16 protein-coding genes, 6 tRNA genes and 1 pseudogene are annotated in these 18530 nt (G+C 73.7%); 13 read left to right on the top strand and 10 right to left on the bottom strand.

Translation table 11 applies throughout. The features are described 5' to 3' along the window. From cobT to G3I54_RS13435, 3 genes are all read left to right on the top strand, one after another. Positions 1-3233: nicotinate-nucleotide--dimethylbenzimidazole phosphoribosyltransferase (gene cobT, locus G3I54_RS13445; protein ID WP_239144353.1), on the top strand; the 3233-nt coding region annotated here is incomplete at its 5' end. A gap of 413 nt (positions 3234-3646) precedes the next feature. Continuing rightward, the gene (gene cobA, locus G3I54_RS13440; RefSeq protein WP_164614379.1) at positions 3647-4930 is read left to right on the top strand and encodes a uroporphyrinogen-III C-methyltransferase; all 1284 of its coding nucleotides are present in this window, start codon (positions 3647-3649) and stop codon (positions 4928-4930) included. Between the two features lie 78 nt (positions 4931-5008). Beyond that, the gene (locus tag G3I54_RS13435; protein ID WP_164614377.1) at positions 5009-5827 is read left to right on the top strand and encodes an RNA methyltransferase; all 819 of its coding nucleotides are present in this window, start codon (positions 5009-5011) and stop codon (positions 5825-5827) included. A 68-nt stretch (positions 5828-5895) separates the two neighbouring features. Here G3I54_RS13435 and G3I54_RS13430 read toward each other — a convergent pair whose 3' ends face one another. Then, positions 5896-7332 carry a serine/threonine protein kinase gene (locus tag G3I54_RS13430; RefSeq protein ID WP_239144352.1) on the bottom strand — a complete coding sequence of 479 codons (1437 nt, stop codon included), beginning with the start codon at positions 7330-7332 and terminating at the stop codon, positions 5896-5898. A 648-nt stretch (positions 7333-7980) separates the two neighbouring features. Between G3I54_RS13430 and G3I54_RS13425 the strand changes: the two genes are divergently transcribed. The 3 genes from G3I54_RS13425 (at position 7981) to G3I54_RS13415 (ending at position 10022) form a co-directional block, all read left to right on the top strand. Next, entirely contained in the window at positions 7981-8187 is a 207-nt protein-coding gene (locus G3I54_RS13425) for a hypothetical protein (RefSeq protein WP_030085875.1), read from the top strand. A 444-nt stretch (positions 8188-8631) separates the two neighbouring features. Further along, a complete protein-coding gene (locus G3I54_RS13420; protein WP_164614375.1) occupies positions 8632-9639 on the top strand; it encodes a phosphotransferase in 1008 nt (335 codons plus the stop codon). A gap of 65 nt (positions 9640-9704) precedes the next feature. Next, positions 9705-10022: a zf-TFIIB domain-containing protein gene (locus G3I54_RS13415; RefSeq protein ID WP_164614373.1), complete on the top strand. Its 318-nt coding sequence runs from the start codon at positions 9705-9707 to the stop codon at positions 10020-10022. Between the two features lie 142 nt (positions 10023-10164). Here the strand turns inward: G3I54_RS13415 and G3I54_RS13410 are convergent. From G3I54_RS13410 to G3I54_RS13390, 5 genes are all read right to left on the bottom strand, one after another. After that, positions 10165-10239: transfer RNA gene (locus tag G3I54_RS13410), tRNA-Val, on the bottom strand. Between the two features lie 23 nt (positions 10240-10262). Beyond that, positions 10263-10334: transfer RNA gene (locus G3I54_RS13405), tRNA-Val, on the bottom strand. A 19-nt stretch (positions 10335-10353) separates the two neighbouring features. Next, positions 10354-10425 (bottom strand) — tRNA-Val (locus G3I54_RS13400). Between the two features lies 1 nt (position 10426). Further along, positions 10427-10500 (bottom strand) — tRNA-Cys (locus G3I54_RS13395). A 38-nt stretch (positions 10501-10538) separates the two neighbouring features. Continuing rightward, positions 10539-10611: transfer RNA gene (locus G3I54_RS13390), tRNA-Gly, on the bottom strand. Between the two features lie 157 nt (positions 10612-10768). Between G3I54_RS13390 and G3I54_RS13385 the strand changes: the two genes are divergently transcribed. The 3 genes from G3I54_RS13385 to G3I54_RS13375 all read left to right on the top strand — a co-directional run bounded on the left by G3I54_RS13385 (position 10769) and on the right by G3I54_RS13375 (position 13566). Then, positions 10769-11827, top strand: coding sequence for a chorismate-binding protein (locus G3I54_RS13385; protein WP_164614371.1), 1059 nt, complete (start codon positions 10769-10771; stop codon positions 11825-11827). After that, positions 11824-12645: an aminodeoxychorismate lyase gene (locus G3I54_RS13380; RefSeq protein WP_164614370.1), complete on the top strand. Its 822-nt coding sequence runs from the start codon at positions 11824-11826 to the stop codon at positions 12643-12645. Before G3I54_RS13385 ends, G3I54_RS13380 begins: the two co-directional genes overlap by 4 nt. 84 nt (positions 12646-12729) lie before the next feature. Beyond that, positions 12730-13566, top strand: a complete 837-nt coding sequence (locus G3I54_RS13375) for a GNAT family N-acetyltransferase (RefSeq protein WP_164614368.1) — start codon at positions 12730-12732, stop codon at positions 13564-13566. Positions 13567-13653: 87 nt separating this feature from the next. Here the strand turns inward: G3I54_RS13375 and G3I54_RS13370 are convergent, their stop codons facing one another. Beyond that, complete coding sequence (locus tag G3I54_RS13370) at positions 13654-14169, bottom strand: DsbA family protein (protein ID WP_164614366.1); 516 nt, start codon at positions 14167-14169, stop codon at positions 13654-13656. Positions 14170-14335: 166 nt separating this feature from the next. Between G3I54_RS13370 and G3I54_RS13365 the strand changes: the two genes are divergently transcribed. Both G3I54_RS13365 and G3I54_RS38980 read left to right on the top strand, forming a co-directional pair. Beyond that, the gene (locus G3I54_RS13365; RefSeq protein ID WP_164614364.1) at positions 14336-14809 is read left to right on the top strand and encodes a hypothetical protein; all 474 of its coding nucleotides are present in this window, start codon (positions 14336-14338) and stop codon (positions 14807-14809) included. Between the two features lie 182 nt (positions 14810-14991). Continuing rightward, positions 14992-15147, top strand: coding sequence for a hypothetical protein (locus tag G3I54_RS38980; RefSeq protein WP_167396300.1), 156 nt, complete (start codon positions 14992-14994; stop codon positions 15145-15147). Between the two features lie 33 nt (positions 15148-15180). On the opposite strand, the gene G3I54_RS13360 is transcribed toward G3I54_RS38980, so the two are convergent. Beyond that, positions 15181-15777: a CGNR zinc finger domain-containing protein gene (locus G3I54_RS13360; RefSeq protein ID WP_164614362.1), complete on the bottom strand. Its 597-nt coding sequence runs from the start codon at positions 15775-15777 to the stop codon at positions 15181-15183. Positions 15778-16033: 256 nt separating this feature from the next. Then, positions 16034-16447: an SsgA family sporulation/cell division regulator gene (locus G3I54_RS13355; RefSeq protein ID WP_003959770.1), complete on the bottom strand. Its 414-nt coding sequence runs from the start codon at positions 16445-16447 to the stop codon at positions 16034-16036. Positions 16448-16637: 190 nt separating this feature from the next. Here G3I54_RS13355 and G3I54_RS13350 point away from each other — a divergent pair, with 190 nt between their 5' ends. Beyond that, complete coding sequence (locus G3I54_RS13350; protein ID WP_164614360.1) at positions 16638-17093, top strand: TIGR02611 family protein; 456 nt, start codon at positions 16638-16640, stop codon at positions 17091-17093. Positions 17094-17147: 54 nt separating this feature from the next. Next, a tRNA-Val gene (locus G3I54_RS13345) sits at positions 17148-17219 on the top strand. Between the two features lie 142 nt (positions 17220-17361). On the opposite strand, the pseudogene G3I54_RS13340 reads toward G3I54_RS13345, so the two are convergent. Then, positions 17362-18530: pseudogene (locus G3I54_RS13340) on the bottom strand (hypothetical protein); the annotation flags it as partial.

The raw sequence follows: 18530 nt of genomic DNA, 5'->3' as shown, positions 1-18530 counted from the left end.
GCTCGCTCGCCGACCGCGGCCCCGCCGGAGCCACCCGGACCGCCGCCCCCGCCCGCCACGCGGGCCCGCCGACGACGGGCCCGGAGTACTTCGACGTCCCGGCCGAGGACCCCTCGACCCTGCCGGGCCCGCAGCTGGGCGAGATCCCGCCGCAGGCCGGCGCCCCGTGGGGGGCGCAGCCGCAGCAGGCGCCCGCCGAGGCGGTGGAGCAGCCGGAGCAGGGTGCCGAGGCCGCGCAGCTCGTGGCGGAGCAGCCGGTGGCCGAGCCCGCGGTGGCGGAGGCCGTGCAGCCGGTGGCTGAGGTCGAGCAGCCGGCGGCCGAGGCAGAGCAGCCGGTCGAGGCAGCTCCCTCGGTCAAGCCGGTCCAGCCGGTCCAGTCGGTTCAGTCGGCCGAGCCGGTCACGGTGTCCGCCCCGGAGGCCCCGGCCGACCAGCAGATCCAGCCGGAGCAGCCTGAACAGCTGGTCCAGCCGGAGCAGCCTGAACAGCTGGTCCAGCCGGAGCAGCCGGTTCAGCCGGAGCAGGTGAGCCACCCGGACCAGCCGGAGCCGCTGGACCAGCAGCCTGCGCAGGCCCCCGAGGTTGCGCAGCCCGAGCCGGCCCCGCAGGCCGTCCCGGCAGAAACGGTCGTTCCCGAGCCGGCCGCCGTGGAACTGCCCCCTGCCGGACCGGTCGTCGTCCCGGAGCCCGAGGCGGCCCTGCCGGAGACCCCGGCGGACGCACCTGTTCAGCCCCCGGCCGACGAGGTGCCGGCCGCCCCCGAGGCGTCGGCGCCGGTGGACGCGCAGCACGGTGCGCCGGTGGCCCCGGAGCCCGAGGCGCAGGCCGCCCCGGTGCACGCCGCAGCCCCCGAACCCCAGGCCCCGGCACAGGACCAGCCGGTCGCCGAGCCGGTGGTACAGCCCGAGCCGGTCGCGCAGCCCGCGCAGGAGCTGCCCGTCGAGCCGGCCGCCGAGCCGGTCCCGGCCACGGCAGTGACCGAGAACCCGGAGACCGTCGCGGCTGCGGAGCCGGTCGCGCCGGAACCGGTGGCCGTGCCGCTCGCACCCGAGCCCGTACAGCCGCAGCCCGTCGCCGAAGTGCCCGCGGAGCCCGCCGAGGCCGCCGAAGCCGCCGAGCCCATGGCAGAGAGCGCCGAGCCGACGGCCCAGCAACTCCCCGTAACGGAGCAGGAAACCGCCTCGGACCCGGCCCTGGCCCCCGAGCCCGCCGAGGCGACGACGGCGGAGGCGGCGGACGAAGCAGCAGCCGCTCATGTGGCCGCGCCCGACCTCGAGGACGGCACCGGCCCCGAGGTCATCGAGACGCCGGAGCTTCCGGAGCCGCTGGAGCCAGCCGAGCAGACACCGGCCGCTGCCCCGCAGCCGCAGGCCGAGGCACCGCAGCAGCCGCAGGCAGACGAACCACAGAACACCGAGGTGTCCGAGGCGCCGCAGGACACCGAGGCGCCGCAGCAGTCCGGGCCCGCGCAGCAGCCCGAGGAGCCTGCCGAGGCGTCCACCCCGCCCGCCCCCGGCTACGACGACGCCGAGCGGGAAGCGGTCCTCCGGGTCATGCGCGAGCGCCGGGACATCCGCAACGGCTTCCGCAGCGACCCGATTCCGCACGAGGTGCTGCTCCGGGTGCTGGAGGCGGCGCACACCGCGCCGAGCGTCGGCCACTCGCAGCCGTGGGACTTCGTCGTGATCCGCTCCGCGGAGACGCGCCGCTCCATGCACGAACTGGCCCAGAGCCAGCGCGACGCCTACGCCAAGTCGCTGCCCAAGGGCCGGGCGAAGCAGTTCAAGGAACTGAAGATCGAGGCCATCCTCGACACCCCGGTCAACATCGTCGTGACCGCCGACCCGACCCGCGGCGGCCGGCACACCCTGGGCCGCCACACGCAGCCGCAGATGGCCCCGTACTCCTCGGCGTTGGCCGTGGAGAACCTGTGGCTGGCGGCCCGCGCCGAGGGCCTCGGCGTCGGCTGGGTCAGCTTCTTCGACGAGCGGGAGATGGTCCGGGCGCTGGGCCTGCCCGAGCACCTCGAAGTGGTGGCCTACCTCTGCGTCGGTTACGTCGACGAGTTCCCCGAGGAGCCCGAGCTGATGCAGGCGGGCTGGTCCAAGCGCCGCCCGCTGTCCTGGGTCGTCCACGAGGAGACGTACGGCCGTCGCGCGCTGCCCGGTGCCGAGCCGCACGACCTGCTCCAGGAGACGATCTCCGCGATCCGCCCGCTGGACGCGAAGGCGCTCGGCGAGGCGTGGGAACGCCAGAAGCGGATGACGAAGCCCGCCGGGGCGCTCGGCATGCTGGAGATCATCTCCGCCCAGCTGTCCGGGCTCTCCCGGATGTGCCCGCCGCCGATCCCGGAGCCCGCGGCCGTCGCGATCTTCGCCGGTGACCACGGGGTGCACGCCCAGGGCGTCACCGCCTGGCCGCAGGAGGTCACCGCCCAGATGGTGGCGAACTTCCTGGGCGGCGGAGCCGTCTGCAACGCGTTCGCGGCCCAGGTGGGCGCGGAGGTCTGCGTCGTGGACGTCGGCGTGGCCACGGACCTGCCCGCGACCCCCGGCCTGCTGCCCCGCAAGGTGCGCCCGGGTACGGCGGACTTCACGACGGGCCCCGCGCTCACCCGCGAAGAGGTCCTGGCCGCGATCGAGGTCGGCATCGAGACCGCCCGGGACCTGGTGGCGGCGGGCAACAAGGCCCTGCTCACCGGCGAGATGGGCATCGCCAACACCACCGCGTCGGCCGCGCTGATCTGCGTGTACACGGGCATCGACGCCTCCGAGGTGACCGGCCGGGGGACCGGTATCAACGACGAGATGCACGCCCGCAAGGTCGACGTCGTACGCCGTGCGCTCGACCTCCACCAGCCGGACGCGTCCGACCCGATCGGCGTGCTCGCGGCGGTCGGCGGTCTGGAACACGCGGCGATGGCCGGCTTCCTCCTCGGCGGAGCCTCCCTGCGTACGCCGGTGATCCTGGACGGCGTGAGCGCGGGCGCGGCGGCCCTGGTCGCCCGGGCCATCGCCCCCGAGGCACTGGCCGCCTGCATCGCCGGCCACCGCAGCGCGGAGCCCGGCCACGTCGCCGCACTCAACAAGCTGGGCCTGCGCCCGCTGGTCGACCTCGACCTCTGCCTGGGCGAGGGCACCGGCGCGCTGCTGGCGCTCCCGATCGTGCAGAGCGCGGCGCGCGCGATGCACGAGGTGGCGACGTTCGATTCGGCAGGCGTAACGGAGAAGTAGGACGCCACTGGGCCGGCCTTTCGGAGCTCCTGCCCTCCACTCTCGGCTCCTGTCCAGCAGCTTGGGCACATCCAGCCCCTCCGGCGCTCCACCCGCGCTCGTCCGGCGTCCTTCCAGCCTCTCCGGCGTTTGAGGAGCGGGGTCCGGGGCGGAGCCCCGATCTCCAGCCCGTCCGGCGCTTGAGGACGAAGGGGGGCCCGGGGCGGCGCCCCGGTTTCGGGAAGGGGCGGGTAGGGGAGAGAGCCCGCCGCAGGCGCCCACCCCGCCCACCCCAGCGCCCCGCCCACCCTCGGGCCCCCACCCGCCCCACCCCGTATCGTGTTCCCCACCCGGAACCCACTCTCCGCACGTCACAGCCGCTCCACAGCCGCAGCGGCACGCAACGCAGCACCCGCACGAGGAGCCGTACCGCCATGGCCGAGCCCGCAGACCACGCCGCGCACGCAGATCACCCCGCGTACCCCGTAGGCCTGCGCCTGCACGGCCGCCGCGTCGTGGTCGTCGGCGGCGGCCAGGTCGCCCAGCGCAGGCTGCCGCAGCTCATCGCCACCGGTGCCGTCATCACCCTGATCTCGCCCTCCGCGACGCCCTCCGTCGAGGCCATGGCGGACGCCGGGGAGATCCGCTGGGAGCGCCGCCGCTACCAGGACGGCGACCTCGCCGACACCTGGTACGCCCTGATCGCCTCCTCCGACACCTCGGCCAACGACGCCGCGTCCGCCGAGGCCGAGCGCACCCGCACCTGGTGCGTCCGGGCCGACGACGCCGAAGCCGCCACCGCCTGGACCCCGGCCACCGGCCGCAGCGAGAACGTGACCGTCGCCGTCCTCACCACCACCTCCCAGGGCCGCGACCCCCGGCACTCCGCCGCCATCCGCGACGCCATCGTCGAAGGCCTGCGCGACGGCACCCTCGCCGCCCCGCACCACCGCACCCGCACCCCCGGTGTCGCCCTCGTCGGCGGCGGACCCGGCGACCCGGACCTGATCACCGTGCGCGGCCGCCGCCTCCTCGCCGAGGCCGACGTGGTCATCGCCGACCGCCTCGGCCCCCGCGACCTGCTCGACGAACTCCCGCCGCACGTCGAGGTGATCGACGCCGCGAAGATCCCGTACGGGCGGTTCATGGCCCAGGAGGCGATCAACCAGGCGCTCATCGAGCACGCCAAGGCGGGCAAGTCCGTGGTCCGGCTCAAGGGCGGCGACCCGTTCGTCTTCGGCCGTGGCATGGAGGAGGCCCAGGCACTGGCCGCCGAAGGCATCCCCTGCACGGTCGTCCCCGGTATCTCCAGCACCATCTCCGTGCCCGGAGCGGCCGGTATCCCGGTCACCCACCGGGGCGTCGCGCATGAGTTCACCGTGGTCAGCGGCCATGTCGCCCCCGAGGACCCGCGCTCGCTGGTCGACTGGGAGGCCATCGCCCGGCTGCGCGGCACCCTCGTCCTGCTGATGGCCGTCGACAAGATCGGCGCCATCGCCGCCGCCCTGATCGCCCACGGCAAGGACCCTGCCACCCCGGTCGCCCTCGTCCAGGAGGGCACCACCGCCGCCCAGCGCCGCGTCGACGCGACCCTCGCGGACGTCGGCGAACGCGCGGTCGCCGAGGATGTGCGCCCGCCCGCCGTGATCGTGATCGGCGAGGTCGTCGCGGTCGGCCCGGACTCCGCGCCGAGGACCGCCCCGGACCAGGCCGAGTGACCGCGGCGAAGTAACCCGCGGTTACGTATCTCGATCCCAGGCGTTGGCACCACACACCGGACAAGGCAGTATCACCCTGTGGCAGACATCATCACCGTCGACGACCCCGACGACCCGCGGCTGAGCGACTACATCGGCCTGACCGACGTCGAGCTGCGACGACGACGCGAACCCGCCGAAGGCCTCTTCATCGCCGAGGGCGAGAAGGTGATCCGGCGCGCCCGGCAGACCGGGTACGAGATGCGGTCCATGCTGCTCTCCGCCAAGTGGGTCGACGTCATGCGCGACGTCATCGACGAGGTCCCGGCCCCGGTGTACGCCGTCGCCCCCGAGCTCGCCGAACGCGTCACGGGCTACCACGTCCACCGCGGTGCGCTCGCCTCCATGCAGCGCAAGCCGCTGCCGGCCGCCGACGAACTGCTTGCCACCGCACGCCGGGTGGTGGTCATGGAGTCGGTGAACGACCACACCAACATCGGCGCCATCTTCCGCAGCGCGGCCGCGCTCGGCATGGACGCCGTCCTGCTCTCCCCGGACTGCGCCGACCCGCTCTACCGGCGCTCGGTCAAGGTCTCCATGGGCGCGGTCTTCTCCGTTCCCTACGCCCGGCTCGAAGCCTGGCCCAAGGCGCTGGAAACGGTACGGGAGGCCGGCTTCCGGCTCCTCGCCCTCACCCCGGACGCCAAGGCCACCAGCATCGACGAGGCGGCCCCGCACCGGTTGGAGCGGGTGGCGCTGATGCTCGGCGCGGAGGGCGACGGGCTGTCCACACAGGCCTTGATGGCCGCCGACGAGTGGGTCCGCATCCCGATGGCGCACGGCGTCGACTCACTGAACGTGGGCGCGGCGGCGGCCGTCGCCTTCTACGCGGTGGCCACAGGCCGCCCGGCGAACTGAGCACGGACAGCCCCGCCGGGAACCGCGGGACCAGCTGAGCACGGGCAGCCCTGCCCGGGCGCCCGGCCTCAGAACGACCGCGCCGCCCTCTGCGCACCGGCCCGGACCTGAAGATCACCGGAGCCGACAGCAACATCCTGCCCGGCCTGTCCGGCCTGTCCGGCCTGGGCGACGTCCTGTCCGGCCTGCACGGCCTGTGCTGCCTGCACGGCCTGTGCCCGCGGCGCCCGTTCCCGCTGCTCGCTCCCGCCCAGACCTCGCGCCGGCCCCTGGCAGCCCTGCGCCGCCGCGATGCCCAGCGCCACCAGCAGCGTCACCACGACGAACACCACCAGCCGCTGACGCAGCAGCCGCGGATTGGCCGGACGCCGCCCCGCCGAGGTCGTACGGCCCCCGGAACGCGTGCCCGGGCGTCCGTTCGTCCCGGCCGGAGCCCCCTGCCGCTTCCCGGTCTTCCCACCCGAACGCGTCGTGTCGCGCGACGCCTGCTGCGGGCGCGAGCCACCGGTGCGCGGCGGCCCCGAACGCGCGGGCGCGCCGCGCCTGCTCGGCTGGGAGCGGGAGGCGGACGGGCCCTCCGAACGGCGGGTGTGCTGCTCGGCGTACGGATCGGCCATCCGCCCGGTCGGCCGGTCGGCGTCCTGGGCGGAGCGCTGGACGGGCGGCCGGCTCTCGTGCAGGCCCTGCGCCTCGCGCGCCGCGATCTCCTTGAGCCGCATGGACAGTTGCAGCGTGCTGGGCCGCTCCTCCGGGTCCTTCGCCAGACAGGCGCTGATCAGCGGAGCCAACGCGTCGTGCACCCCGCGCAGCTGCGCCTCCTCGTGCACGACGCGGTACAGCATCACCTCGGAACTGCCGTGTCCGAAGGGGGAGTCGGCCATCGCCGCGTACGCCAGTGTCGCGCCGAGCGAGAACACGTCCGTCGCGGGCGTCACCGCCGCGCCCCGGACCTGCTCGGGCGCGAGGAACCCGGGCGAACCCACCGCCGTACCGACATGGGTGAGCGTGCTCGCCCCGGTCGCCCAGGCGATACCGAAGTCGATGATGCGGGGGCCCTTGGGGGAGAGGAGGATGTTCGACGGCTTCAGGTCGCGGTGGACCACCCCCGCCTCGTGCACCGCCACCAGGCCCTCGGAGAGCGCCGCCCCGATCGAGGCGACCTCGGCGGCGGCCAGGGGGCCCTCCTCGGCGACCTTGTCGTGCAGCGAGGGGCCGGGCACGTACTGCGTCGCGAACCACGGGCGGTCCGCCTCCAGATCGGCGGCCACCAGCCGGGCCGTGCAGCCGCCGCGGATCCGCCGGGCCGCCGACACCTCGCGCGCGAACCGCGAACGGAACTCCTGATCCTCCGCCAGGTCGGGCCGGATCACCTTGAGCGCGACCCGCTGGCCGCGCCGGTCGGAGCCGAGGTAGACGACGCCCATGCCGCCCGCGCCGAGCCGCCGGTGCAGCCGGAACGAGCCGACGAGACGCGGGTCCTCGCGCCGGAGCCGCATCATCGCCATCGTCTGCCCATCCCCGCTGCCTGGTCCGCCTGACGAGGCACAGCTTACGTACCCCGCGCCCGGCGCGCTCAGAGGCCGCGCCCTCGCCCGGGATTCGATTGTCCGTGCCGTACGCGAGAGGTGAAGAGGGGTCAGGGCGCGGCGGATCCGGGCCCCTCGGCCGATCGTCCTGCTCAAAGGGCCACCGGACAGGGGGGATTGGATCAGGCACGGGAACGCCCGGACGCCGGGACACGGCCGTCTCGGAGGCCGTGACCGCCGCCCCGGCATACCGGGTGGTGGTGTCCCGGACGGCCCCCGGGTCGTGGGAGGCCGCCCGTCGGGGGCGTTGGGCGTGAGTGAAGTCACCCGTCGGCCGCTGTCGCGAGGCCGGCGGACGGGAAGGGGCAGGATCAGGACAGGGGCCGGCAGGCATCCGGCCAGGTCCCGGCTTCCCCTCCGGGATGACCCCAACCTCCGGTGGTCCGTCTCCACCCAGGGGAGTACGTCGATCGACGACGGCTCATCCTCCGGGAGGCCCGGGATTCGGTACGCGGGCATGACGCCCTGTTCCCGCCGCTTACCTAATGTTGAGGTCAAGCGGCGGGCGCAGCACTCGTCCCCCGAGGTCACACGCCCGCCGCCCCCCATCAGGTCAGGAGAGGAACCATGTCGGACACGGCAACGCGGACGATGGTCCGTATGCAGGGACGCAAGGCGTACGCCGCGTTCGGCGGCCGCTCGTCCGGCACCCGTCACCCCTTGGTGGCGACGGCGATGGTCCTTCCCCTGGCGGCCCTGCTCGTGGTCGTCTTCGGCGGCTGGGACGCGGTGGTCACACAGGCGTCGTCCGTGGCGGTGATGCTGGGGCGCTGAGCGGCGCCCGGGGTCCGGAAGAGCGGTCCGGACCCGCACATCCGGCCAACAGCCCCGTGGGGACGGGGGTGCGGCGGACGGCAGCGTTTGTCCGGTCAGCTGGGGAGCTGACCGGGCATCGCGCTTTCCGGACCCCTGCACATCCCCGCCGAACCGACGCACTGCCCTGGCCTCGGTCCCGGCCCCGGCCCTGGCCTCATAACCCCTTGGTCCCGGCCCCGGCCCGGCCTCAGGACCGCTCCCGGCCCCGGCGCCCACTCCAGCCCCGGCATCAACACCGGTCGCACTGGCCAGGCCGGCCGCACCAGCCGCATCGGCCGGGCCAGTCGCACCAGCCCGGCCAGCCGCAGCAGCAGGACCAGCCGGACCAGCCGCACCGGCTCCCGCGTTACGCTCACGGCGGGACCGGTGCCACGGCCGGGCCGACCGCCGCCGGGGGAGCCGTTGACCACCACCCAGAGCTCAGTCGTCCATGACCTGGGCGCCCTCGCGCACCGCCTCGTCCATCCCGCCAGGAAACGTTGCGTGTGCGAGCCGCCGCAGGTCCTCGCGGACCGGCCCGACGGCACAGTGGTCCGCAGCGGCGCGATCGTGGCGAAGGCCCACGCCGCCGACACCGACCGGGAGGCGCTCGCGGCCCGGATCGCCCTGGCCGCCGCCCCGCAGCTCACCGGAATCCTGCTCCCGCCGCTCACCGCCCCCGAGCAGCCGGAGCCCTCCGACGCCGCCCGGCGGACAGACCTCCCCGAGCCGCCCACGCCCGCCCCTCGTCCGGTCACGCTCTGGCCGTTCGGCGCGCCCGTCGACCCCACCGACCCCGAGGCGGCGCCCTGGGCCGAGGCCGCCGTGCTGCTCGCCCGCCTCCACCGGACGGAGCCCCCGTTCCCGCTCCCGCCGATGCGGGGACCGGCCAAGGCGGCACGGGCCGTCGCCCGGATGCGCGCCGCCCTTCCCGACGATCCGGCCGTCCTGCCCGTACTGGCCTGCTGGCGCGCCCTGCCCGCCTGGGCCCGGGGCGAGGGGCCGCCGCCCGTACGGCGGGCCGGCTATCTGTGCCACGGGGACCTGCACCTCGGCCAGCTCGTCCGCCATCCCGCGCCGGACGGGCCCTGGCTGCTCATCGACGTGGACGACGCGGGGGCGGGCGATCCGGCGTGGGACCTCGCCCGGCCCGCCGCCTGGTACGCGGCCGGACTGCTGGCCCCCGAGGACTGGTCCGCCTTCCTCGACGCCTACCGCTCCGCCGCGGGACCCGCGGTCCCCGCCGACGGGGACCCCTGGCCCGAACTGGACGTCCCGGCCCGTGCGCTGACGGTGCAGACGGCGGCCCTCGCCCTGGCCAAGTGCGCTGCGGAGAACCGAGATCCGGACGAACTCGAACAGTTGATGATCGAATCCTGTGCCCGAATCGCTACGTTGCCGCCCGAGTTGGCCGCCGACCACGCGTCGTAGGGTGAACGGACCGTGGCCGGGCAGACATTCCGGCGACGGCACAACGAGGGCGAGGAGCCGAGTCGATGATGCAGTGTCCGAAGTGTCACGCGCAGATGAACACGTACAACCGCAACGGCGTCCAGATCGAGCAGTGCAGCGGTTGCCGGGGGATATTCCTCGACTACGGCGAGCTGGAGTCGCTGACCCGCCTGGAGTCCCAGTGGTCCCAGCAGGCCCCGCCCGCGCCCCCCGCCCCCGGCGGTTACCCGGCCCCTCCCGCCCCGCAGGCGTACCCGGCCGCTCCCGCCGCCCACGCCCCCGCCTGGGGTGCGCCGCAGCACGGCGGGCACTACGGCCACCGCAGCCAGAAGGGCTTCGGCCGGATGCTCTTCTCGTCCTGATCGTTCCTGGGCGTTCCTCCGTGGGCCCGGCAGCCCCGTGCCGCCGGGCCGCTGAGCCTCCGGCCATGGAGCGGACGGCCGGACGATACGCGACACGACGACGAAAGAACCCCCGGTCGTGGAGACGACCGGGGGTTCTCGGTGGTGCGCGATACTGGGATTGAACCAGTGACCTCTTCCGTGTCAGGGAAGCGCTCTCCCGCTGAGCTAATCGCGCGGGGTGAACCTGCGTGTACTGCGTGCGCGATACTGGGATTGAACCAGTGACCTCTTCCGTGTCAGGGAAGCGCTCTCCCGCTGAGCTAATCGCGCGGGGATCCTTGCGGATCAGTGGACGATACTGGGATTGAACCAGTGACCTCTTCCGTGTCAGGGAAGCGCTCTCCCGCTGAGCTAATCGTCCTTGGAGGTGGAGACGGGATTTGAACCCGTGTAGACGGCTTTGCAGGCCGTTGCCTCGCCTCTCGGCCACTCCACCAGGGATGGGAGCTCGGGAAGAATCCCCCACCTTCTGCGAGCGGACGACCAGGTTCGAACTGGCGACCTCAACCTTGGCAAGGTTGCGCTCTACCAACTGAGCTACGTCCGCTTGTCTTTCCCGGTCCGCTTGCGCGTCCCGGCGACGTGTTGAACTCTAGCGGATTCCTGGGCCAGTACAAAAACGCGTTTGTGCAGCGTGCTGCGGCGACCCCGGCCCGCTCCTCGCCCCGACGCAGGTCACCGCGCACGGTCCTAGACTCATTCGCGTGTCCGACCTCGCCCCCATGGCCCGCTTCGGCGGCCTCATAGCCTCCGGTCTGCAGGATGTGACCTACGATCCCGCGGCTCTCGACTCGTCCGGTTTCTGGGCGGTATGCGCCGACTTCGAAGGCCGCACCGTCTGTGCCCGCTTCTCCGACGTGCGCAAGGAGGCGGTGCCCCCTCCCGTGCCCGGAGCCTGGCGTGGGCCCGCCGCCGGGGACTGGGCCTCCTCACTGGACCGTGACGCCTACACGGCGGGCGTACGGCGGATCCGTGAACACATCGCGGCGGGCGACGTCTACCAGGCCAACCTCTGCCGGGTGCTGTCCGCACCGCTCCCCGGCGGCGGGGCCGGGGCCGACGTCGACGCCCTGACCGCCCTGCTCGCCCGCGGCAACCCCGCCCCGTACGCGGGAACGATCCGGCTGCCCGACCACGGTGTGGAGGTCGCCACCGCGTCCCCGGAGCTCTTCCTCCGGCGCGACGGGCGGATCGTGGAGTCCGGGCCGATCAAGGGCACCGGCCGGACCGAGAACGATCTGCTGGAGAAGGACCACGCGGAGAACGTGATGATCGTGGACCTGGTCCGCAACGACCTGGGCCGGGTCTGCGCCACCGGAAGTGTGAGCGTGCCCGATCTCTGCGTGGTGGAGAAGCACCCCGGTCTCGTCCACCTCGTCTCCACCGTTAGGGGCCGGCTGGCCGACGGCGAGGGCTGGCCCGAGCTGTTCGCGGCGGCCTTCCCGCCCGGTTCGGTCACCGGCGCGCCGAAGTCCAGCGCGCTGCGGATCATCGCCGAGCTGGAGACGGCCCCGCGCGGACCGTACTGCGGTGCGGTCGGCTGGGTCGACGCCGACCGGGGCACGGCCTCGCTCGCGGTGGGCATACGGACGTTCTGGATCGACCGGACCGGGTCCGCGCCGCTGCTGCGGTTCGGGACCGGCGCCGGGATCACCTGGGGATCCGATCCGGAGCGCGAATGGGACGAGACCGAACTCAAGGCCTCCCGGCTGCTCGCTGTAGCGTCGGGTGCGCATCTGGAGACAGGAAGGACCGCGCTATGAGGATCTGGGTCAACGGCGGACTGCGGGACGCCGACGACGCCCGGCTGTCGGTGCTCGACCACGGGCTGACCGTGGGCGACGGCATCTTCGAGACGGTGCGTACGAGCGAGGGGCGTCCCTTCGCCCTGACCCGGCACCTCGACCGCCTCACCCGGTCCGCCCGGGGCCTCGGCCTGCCCGAACCGGACCACGACGAGGTCCGGCACGCCGTCGCCGCGGTCATCGAGGCCAACCCCGTGGCCCTGGGACGCCTGCGGATCACCTACACCGGCGGGCTGTCCCCGCTCGGCTCGGACCGGGGCACCGACGGGCCCAGCCTCGTCGTCGCCCTCGACGAGGTGAGCCGCCGCCCGGACAGCACGGCGGTGATCACCGTCCCCTGGACGCGCAACGAACGCGGCGCGCTCGCGGGCCTGAAGACCACCTCGTACGCCGAGAACGTCGTCGCCCTGGCCCGGGCGCGGGAGCGGGGCGCGTCCGAGGCGCTGTTCCCCAACACCGCCGACCGCCTCTGCGAAGGCACCGGCTCCAATGTGTTCGTCGTCCTGGACGGCCGTATCCACACCCCGCCGGTGGCCTCCGGCTGCCTCGCCGGGATCACCCGCGCACTGGCCGTGGAGTGGACCGGGGCCGAGGAGACCGACCTGCCGATGGACGTCCTCGCCGAGGCCGACGAGGTGTTCCTGACCTCGACGCTCCGAGACATCCAGGCGGTGCACCGGGTCGACGACCGTGAGCTCGGCCCGGAGCCCGGACCGGTGACGGCGAAGGCCATGCGGATCTTCGCCGAGCGGGCCGGCGAGGACCTCGACCCGTGAGCGGCCCCGATCCCGACCCCTCGGAGGGCCCGGAGGCCCCGAAAAGCGCGTGACGGGGTGTCGTGCAGGGGATACAAACCTTTGATGACCACGACACTCCGGCCGTCCGGGCCGCTTCAGCAAGGCGCCGACGGGGCGCGGGCCCGCCAGTACGACGTGTGCGACAACGGGCGGCCGGTCGGCGTCGTCGCGATCAGCACCGACGACGCGTTCGGCCCGACCGCCGGGGTGCTGGGCCCCCTCAGCGTGAAGGAGCCCCGGCGCAGACGAGGCAGGGGCACCATCGCCGCGCTCGCTGCGGAGGAGGTGCTGCGCGGGTGGGGCTGCACCCGGGTACGGGTGGAGGTCCCCGCCGACAACGACCCCGCCCGGCGCCTCGCGGCCGCCCTCGGCTACACCGAACGCAGCCGCAACATGGTCAAGGACCTCGGTCCGGAGACCGCCCCGCTCCCCGCGGGCCTCACCTCGCGCGCGATGAGCGAGGAGGAGTTCGCCGCCTGGCAGCAGGACGCGGTGCTGACGTTCGCGCGGGACTGGATCGACCGGGGCGTGGAGCCCGAGCAGGCCCGGCGCAAGTCCGAGGCCGACCACGCCGCCCTGCTGCCGGACGGGCTGGCGACCGAGGGGGCGCGCTTCCAGGTGCTGGTGCAGGCGGGGCAGGTCGTCGGTCATGTGTGGGTGGCGCTGCGGGAGCTGCCGCCGGGCGGCCCGGCCGGATTCGTCTTCGACGTCGAGGTGCGCGAGGAGCACCGGGGCCGGGGGCACGGGCGGGCCCTGATGCTGCTCGCCGAGGACGTCACCCGAGCCTGGGGCGCGGACCGGCTCGGCCTGCACGTCTTCGCCTCCAACACCCCGGCCCTGCGGCTGTACGAGTCGCTCGGCTACGCGACGACGCGGTACAACCTGGCCAAGGCGCTGTAGCGCTTCCCCGTCCGGCTGTGCCCGGCCCCCTGCTCGGTCGGGCCCGGCCCTGCTCGGTCGCGCCCGGCTGTGCCTGTCGGCGCCCGGTCAGCCCTGCGCGGCCAGGGTCCGGTCGACGATCTCCTCGATTCGCTCGCGCAGCCCGTCCTGGCTCTTGCCGCCGTCCAGCCGCTCGTCGCCGATCACATAGGTGGGCGTGCCGGTGACACCGATCGCCTTGGCCTCCGCGTGGTCGGCGTCGACGATCAGCAGGTGCCGGCCGTCGATCAGCGCGGTGTCGAACTCCTCGGCGTCCAGGCCCAGTTCGCGTGCCACATCCAGGAGTACCGGCTCGCCCGTGCGGCCGAGGTCGTCGGTCCGGGACAGCAGGGCCTCGATGTACGGCCAGCCCTTGCCCTGGTCCGTGGCCTCCTCGGCGGCCTGGGCGGCGGCGTAGGCGTGCTTGTGCTTCTCCAGCGGGAAGTGCCGCAGCCGGATCTCGACACGGTCCCCGTACCGGGCGCGCAGGGCGTGCACATCGTCGAGGGCTCGGTGGCAGTCGGGGCATTCGAGATCGCACCAGAGGTCGAGGACGACCGGTGCCGCAGGGGTGGAATCGCTCATGTGCGCAGTCTTTCAGGCCGGGCGGGCGCGTCCCAATCGGGACCGGGCCACCCCCTGGGGAGGAGCCCGGCCCTGAAATGTCCCTGAAGTGAGCCTCCGCCGTGGCCCCGGCGGCGGTCGTCGGTGCAGGATGGAAGGGACGTATCCCCTGCGCCTGGAGGCCCTGATGCTTGCCGAGACCATCTGTTCCGCGGTGTCGGCGGCCGGCCTGGGCATCGCCGCGGTGACCGCCTACCGCAAGCGGTTCCTCACGGCGACGAGGATCGCCGCCTACTCCCTCGTCCCGATCGGGCTCGTGCTGACCGGGGTCGTCGAGTGGGTCGCCGGGATCGCCTTCAAGCCGAGCGTCTGGCTCGGCTTCGGGGTGCTCGGCCTCTCCTGGCTGCTGTTCATGACCACCCGCGCCATCGAGCGCCGCAGCGGCACCACCCGCGCGGAACGCAAGGCCGCGCGGGCCGCCGGGCGCGACGAGGCGGTCGCCCCGGCCGCCTCCGCCCCCTCGCTCGGCGCCGGCGCCACGGCCGGACCGGCTGCCGCGAAGCCGCAGCCGCAGCCCAGGGCGAAGAAGAAGCAGGAGGCCGCCGCGCCCGGCGACGACTTCAGCGACATCGAGGCGATCCTCAAGAAGCACGGCATCTGAAACACGGCTCCGAGAGAAGCGCGGCGGCCGGATCCGGAGTCCCGCCCGGGCCGCCGGTCCGAATGCCTGACGGCGACCCGTACGCCGGAGCGATTTCTGATGGCCACGGGACGGTGAACTCCCGGGGGAATGACCCCGGTTGATCGCCAACCCGGTCGCGGGTGCGTCATGATCACCCCGAGATGGTGGACACTTCCCGGGGCGAAGCCCCCGCACCCCCCGCCGAAGAGCCCCGCGGCTGTCTCTTCGCGCTCTCCCAGCCGCCCCTGATGATCTTCCTGACGGTGATCGGGGTGCTGCTGCTGATGGCCGCCGTGCACGATCTCTTCGTGCTGTGACGGGCCGCGCCAGCGTGCGGGGCGGCCCGGGCGTCAGCCCGCGGCTTCCTTGCGCCGGGCCCGGTACGCCGCCACGTGGAGCCGGTTTCCGCACGTACGGCTGGAGCAGTAGCGGCGGGAGCGGTTGCGCGACAGGTCGACGAACGCGTGCCCGCAGTCCGGCGCCTCGCAGCGCCGCAGCCGTTCCTGCTCGCCCGCCACGATGATGAAGGCCAGCGCCATGCCGCAGTCGGCCGCGAGATGGTCGGCGATCGAGGCGTCCGGGGCGAAGTAGTGCACGTGCCAGTCGTAGCCGTCGTGGTCGGTGAGCTGCGGGGTGGTCCCGGCCGCCGCGACGAGCCGGTTGACCAGGTCGGCGGCGGTGCGGGGGTCGGGTGCCGCGAAGACCTCGGCGAACCGGGCCCGTACGTCGCGCACGGCGGCCAGGTCCTTCTCGCCGAGCGTGCCGACCCCGCTGATGTGATGCCGCTCCGCGAAGGCGTACAGCATGGCGACATCGGCGAGACCGTCCGCGGGCCCGTCCACGGGTTCGTCCGCGGGGTCGTCCGGCGGCGGCTCGCTCTCCGGTGCGGTGTTCACCAGATCGACCACCGTGTCGAGGGCGATCCGGGTGTCGTGAGGGATCAGCACGCTTCGCTCCCTGGCCTCCGGCGGGCGGGCGCCTGCCGATGGCGGCTGACTCTACTGGCTCGATCCGCCGGCGCCGGGCCCGGTGTGGGCCCGCAGGAGAGCGGAATCGGCCCTTCCGGCCGGGTGGGGCGTCCGGGCGCAGCGGCGCCGTCGTCGCGGTGGATTCCGCGACGACGGCGCCGGTGTCTGCCCTATGCGGTTGTCGGCACGACGTCGTCTCCCCGAGTCGACGGCGTCGAGCGGCTCTCTGCCTGGCTCAGCTCTCGGCCAGGATGTGGGAGAGCTCCGTGTCGAGATCGAAGTGACGATGCTCGGTGCCGGGCGGAACCGCGGCGTCGGTCCTCTTCAGGAACGACTCCAGGGCCCGCGCCGGGGCTTCGAGCAGGGCTTCTCCCTCTGGGGAGCTCAGGGCGATGCATACGACGCCTTGACCGTGACTACGAGATGGCCAGACGCGGACGTCTCCGGTGCCGGTGGGCCGGTGCAGCCCCTCGGCAAGGAGGTCGCGGGCGAATACCCATTCGACCGTCTCCTCCGCTCCGGTGTGGAAGGTGGCGTGCACGGCATAGGGATCGGCCGTGTCATACCGCAGGCCCGCGGGTACAGGCAGTGAGGACTCGCTCGACACAACGAGGCGCAGGTGCAGCTCGCAGCTGACCGTGGTGTTCATAAGCGCCAGGGCCTTTCGCTCAGTGTGCGCTCGGGGATTCGCACGTCGGCGAAATCGACATGCCACCTACGGTGGCGTTGTAAACCCCTCTGACCCATTTGTGATGCTTCGGGTCCCTCGCTCAGCGGCGTGTAACTTTGAGTTATGCGCCCATTCCAGTGACGAAGACGGGTCGGGTAAGTTGAGGTTCATGAACGCGGAGAGTGACGAGCGGAGCAAGGTCGCCGAGCAGGCGGACCCGGCGTCCGCCACGGGGGAATCGGACCGGGCGGAGCGTGAGCTGGGCTCGCGGGCGCCGGGCTTCATCAAGGCATCGAAAGCGCTCCACCTGAGCTGGCAGGTCGGGGTCTTCGTCGTCGGCCTCGGCGTCGTGATCGCGGGCGTGCTCATGCTCGTGCTGCCGGGCCCCGGCTGGCTGGTGATCTTCGGTGGCATGGCGATCTGGGCGACCGAGTTCGTCTGGGCCCAGCTGGTGCTGCGCTGGACCAAGCGCAAGGTCACCGAGGCGGCGCAGCGGGCCCTCGATCCCAAGGTCCGGCGGCGCAACATCATCCTCACCACGGTGGGGCTCGTGATCATGGCGGTGCTGGTCGGGATCTACGTCTGGAAGTTCGGGCTCACCATGCCGTGGAAGATCAGCGAGTAGCCCGGGGACGGTCCAGGAGCACCGCTGACATGGGGTAATGTTTGCGGTGCGCCCGGGCGATTAGCTCAGTGGGAGAGCGCTTCGTTCACACCGAAGAGGTCACTGGTTCGAACCCAGTATCGCCCACCCGGACAGAGGGCCCGGGAGACGGAATCCGTCTCCCGGGCCCTCTGCGTTGCCCGCCGCTTCCGCTCGGCCCGCTGACCTCGGCCCGTTCCTCCCGGCCCGGGAGACGCCGTGAACGGCATGCCCCCGGACCGGGTGCGGCTCAGCGCATCCGCCCCAGTGCGTCCTTCAGCCGGCGGGCGTCGCGCAGCCGCTGTTCGTACGTCGCGCCCACCACCAGCAACAGCAGCCCGGCCAGGGCCGGCGGCAGCCAGCGGGGAAGCGCCCCGGCCACCTGCACCACGTACGGCGCCAGCTCGTGCAGCCCGTCCAGCGCCAGCACCGCCCCGCCGAGCACCAGCAGCGCCTGGAGGCGGTGGCGCGCGCCCAGCAGCGTGATCACCAGCGCCGCGACGCCGAGCAGCAGCGGCCGGAGCCAGTCCGTGTCGGTCCAGGCCACCGCCAGGCTCGGCAGCAGCGTCGCCGCGAGCCCCGGCCCGTACGCCGTCCACGAGGACGCCTCCGGGTCCTTGCGCCGCCGCAGGACCCCGACCACCAGCGCGGGCACGGTCACCGGCAGCGTGTACGCCTCCGGGAACGACACCTCCGAGGCGGCCAGCCGTACCCAGGTGGCCAGCAGGAACAGCGCCGCCGCCAGGTAGCCCGCCACCGGCCGCCGCTCGGGCCGTACCGCCGTGCCCGCCGCCAGCACCCCGCACAGCGCCAGCACCAGGGCCAGGAACGGCGCGTCGGGCACCGCGAGCCCCACGGCGACCAGCGCACCCAGCGCGCCCGTCAGCTCCACCGGCAACGCCACCGGGTTCCGCCGCAGCCGTGCCCCGAGCAGCACGGTCAGCGCGGGCACCACGAGCACCAGCGGCGCGGCCTCGTGCGGGGCGAGGCCGAGCGACCGGCCCGCGAACCCCGTCAGCACGGTCGCCCAGACCGTCGAGGCCACCGCGAACACCGCACGCGGCACCTCGGACCCCGCCCGGACCGCCGCCCCGGCGAACAGCGCCGCCAGCACGCCGAACACCGCGTAGGAGGCCCCCTCGGACGCCAGCGACAGCGCCCCGACGCTCACCGCCCCGGCCACCGCCCCCACCAGCGCGGTCACCGGCACCGCCGCCGCGCCCCGGCCGCTCCCGGCGCCCCGGACCGCCAGGGCGAGCAGACCGGCCACCAGGACCGTCTCCCCGGCCACCGCGAGCGCGTAGGGCACGTTCAGCACGGCCCCGGCCAGCAGCAGGGCTCCCCAGCCGAGGGCCACCGCCCCCGCACCGGCGGCCCCGCGCAGCGCCGCCCCGGACGGCCTGCGCATCCCGGCACCGG

The sequence above is a fragment of the Streptomyces sp. SID14515 genome, from assembly GCF_010548505.1.
In the GTDB taxonomy this organism is placed as follows: domain Bacteria; phylum Actinomycetota; class Actinomycetes; order Streptomycetales; family Streptomycetaceae; genus Streptomyces; species Streptomyces caviscabies.
This window is presented reverse-complemented; position numbering and strand designations above follow the sequence as displayed.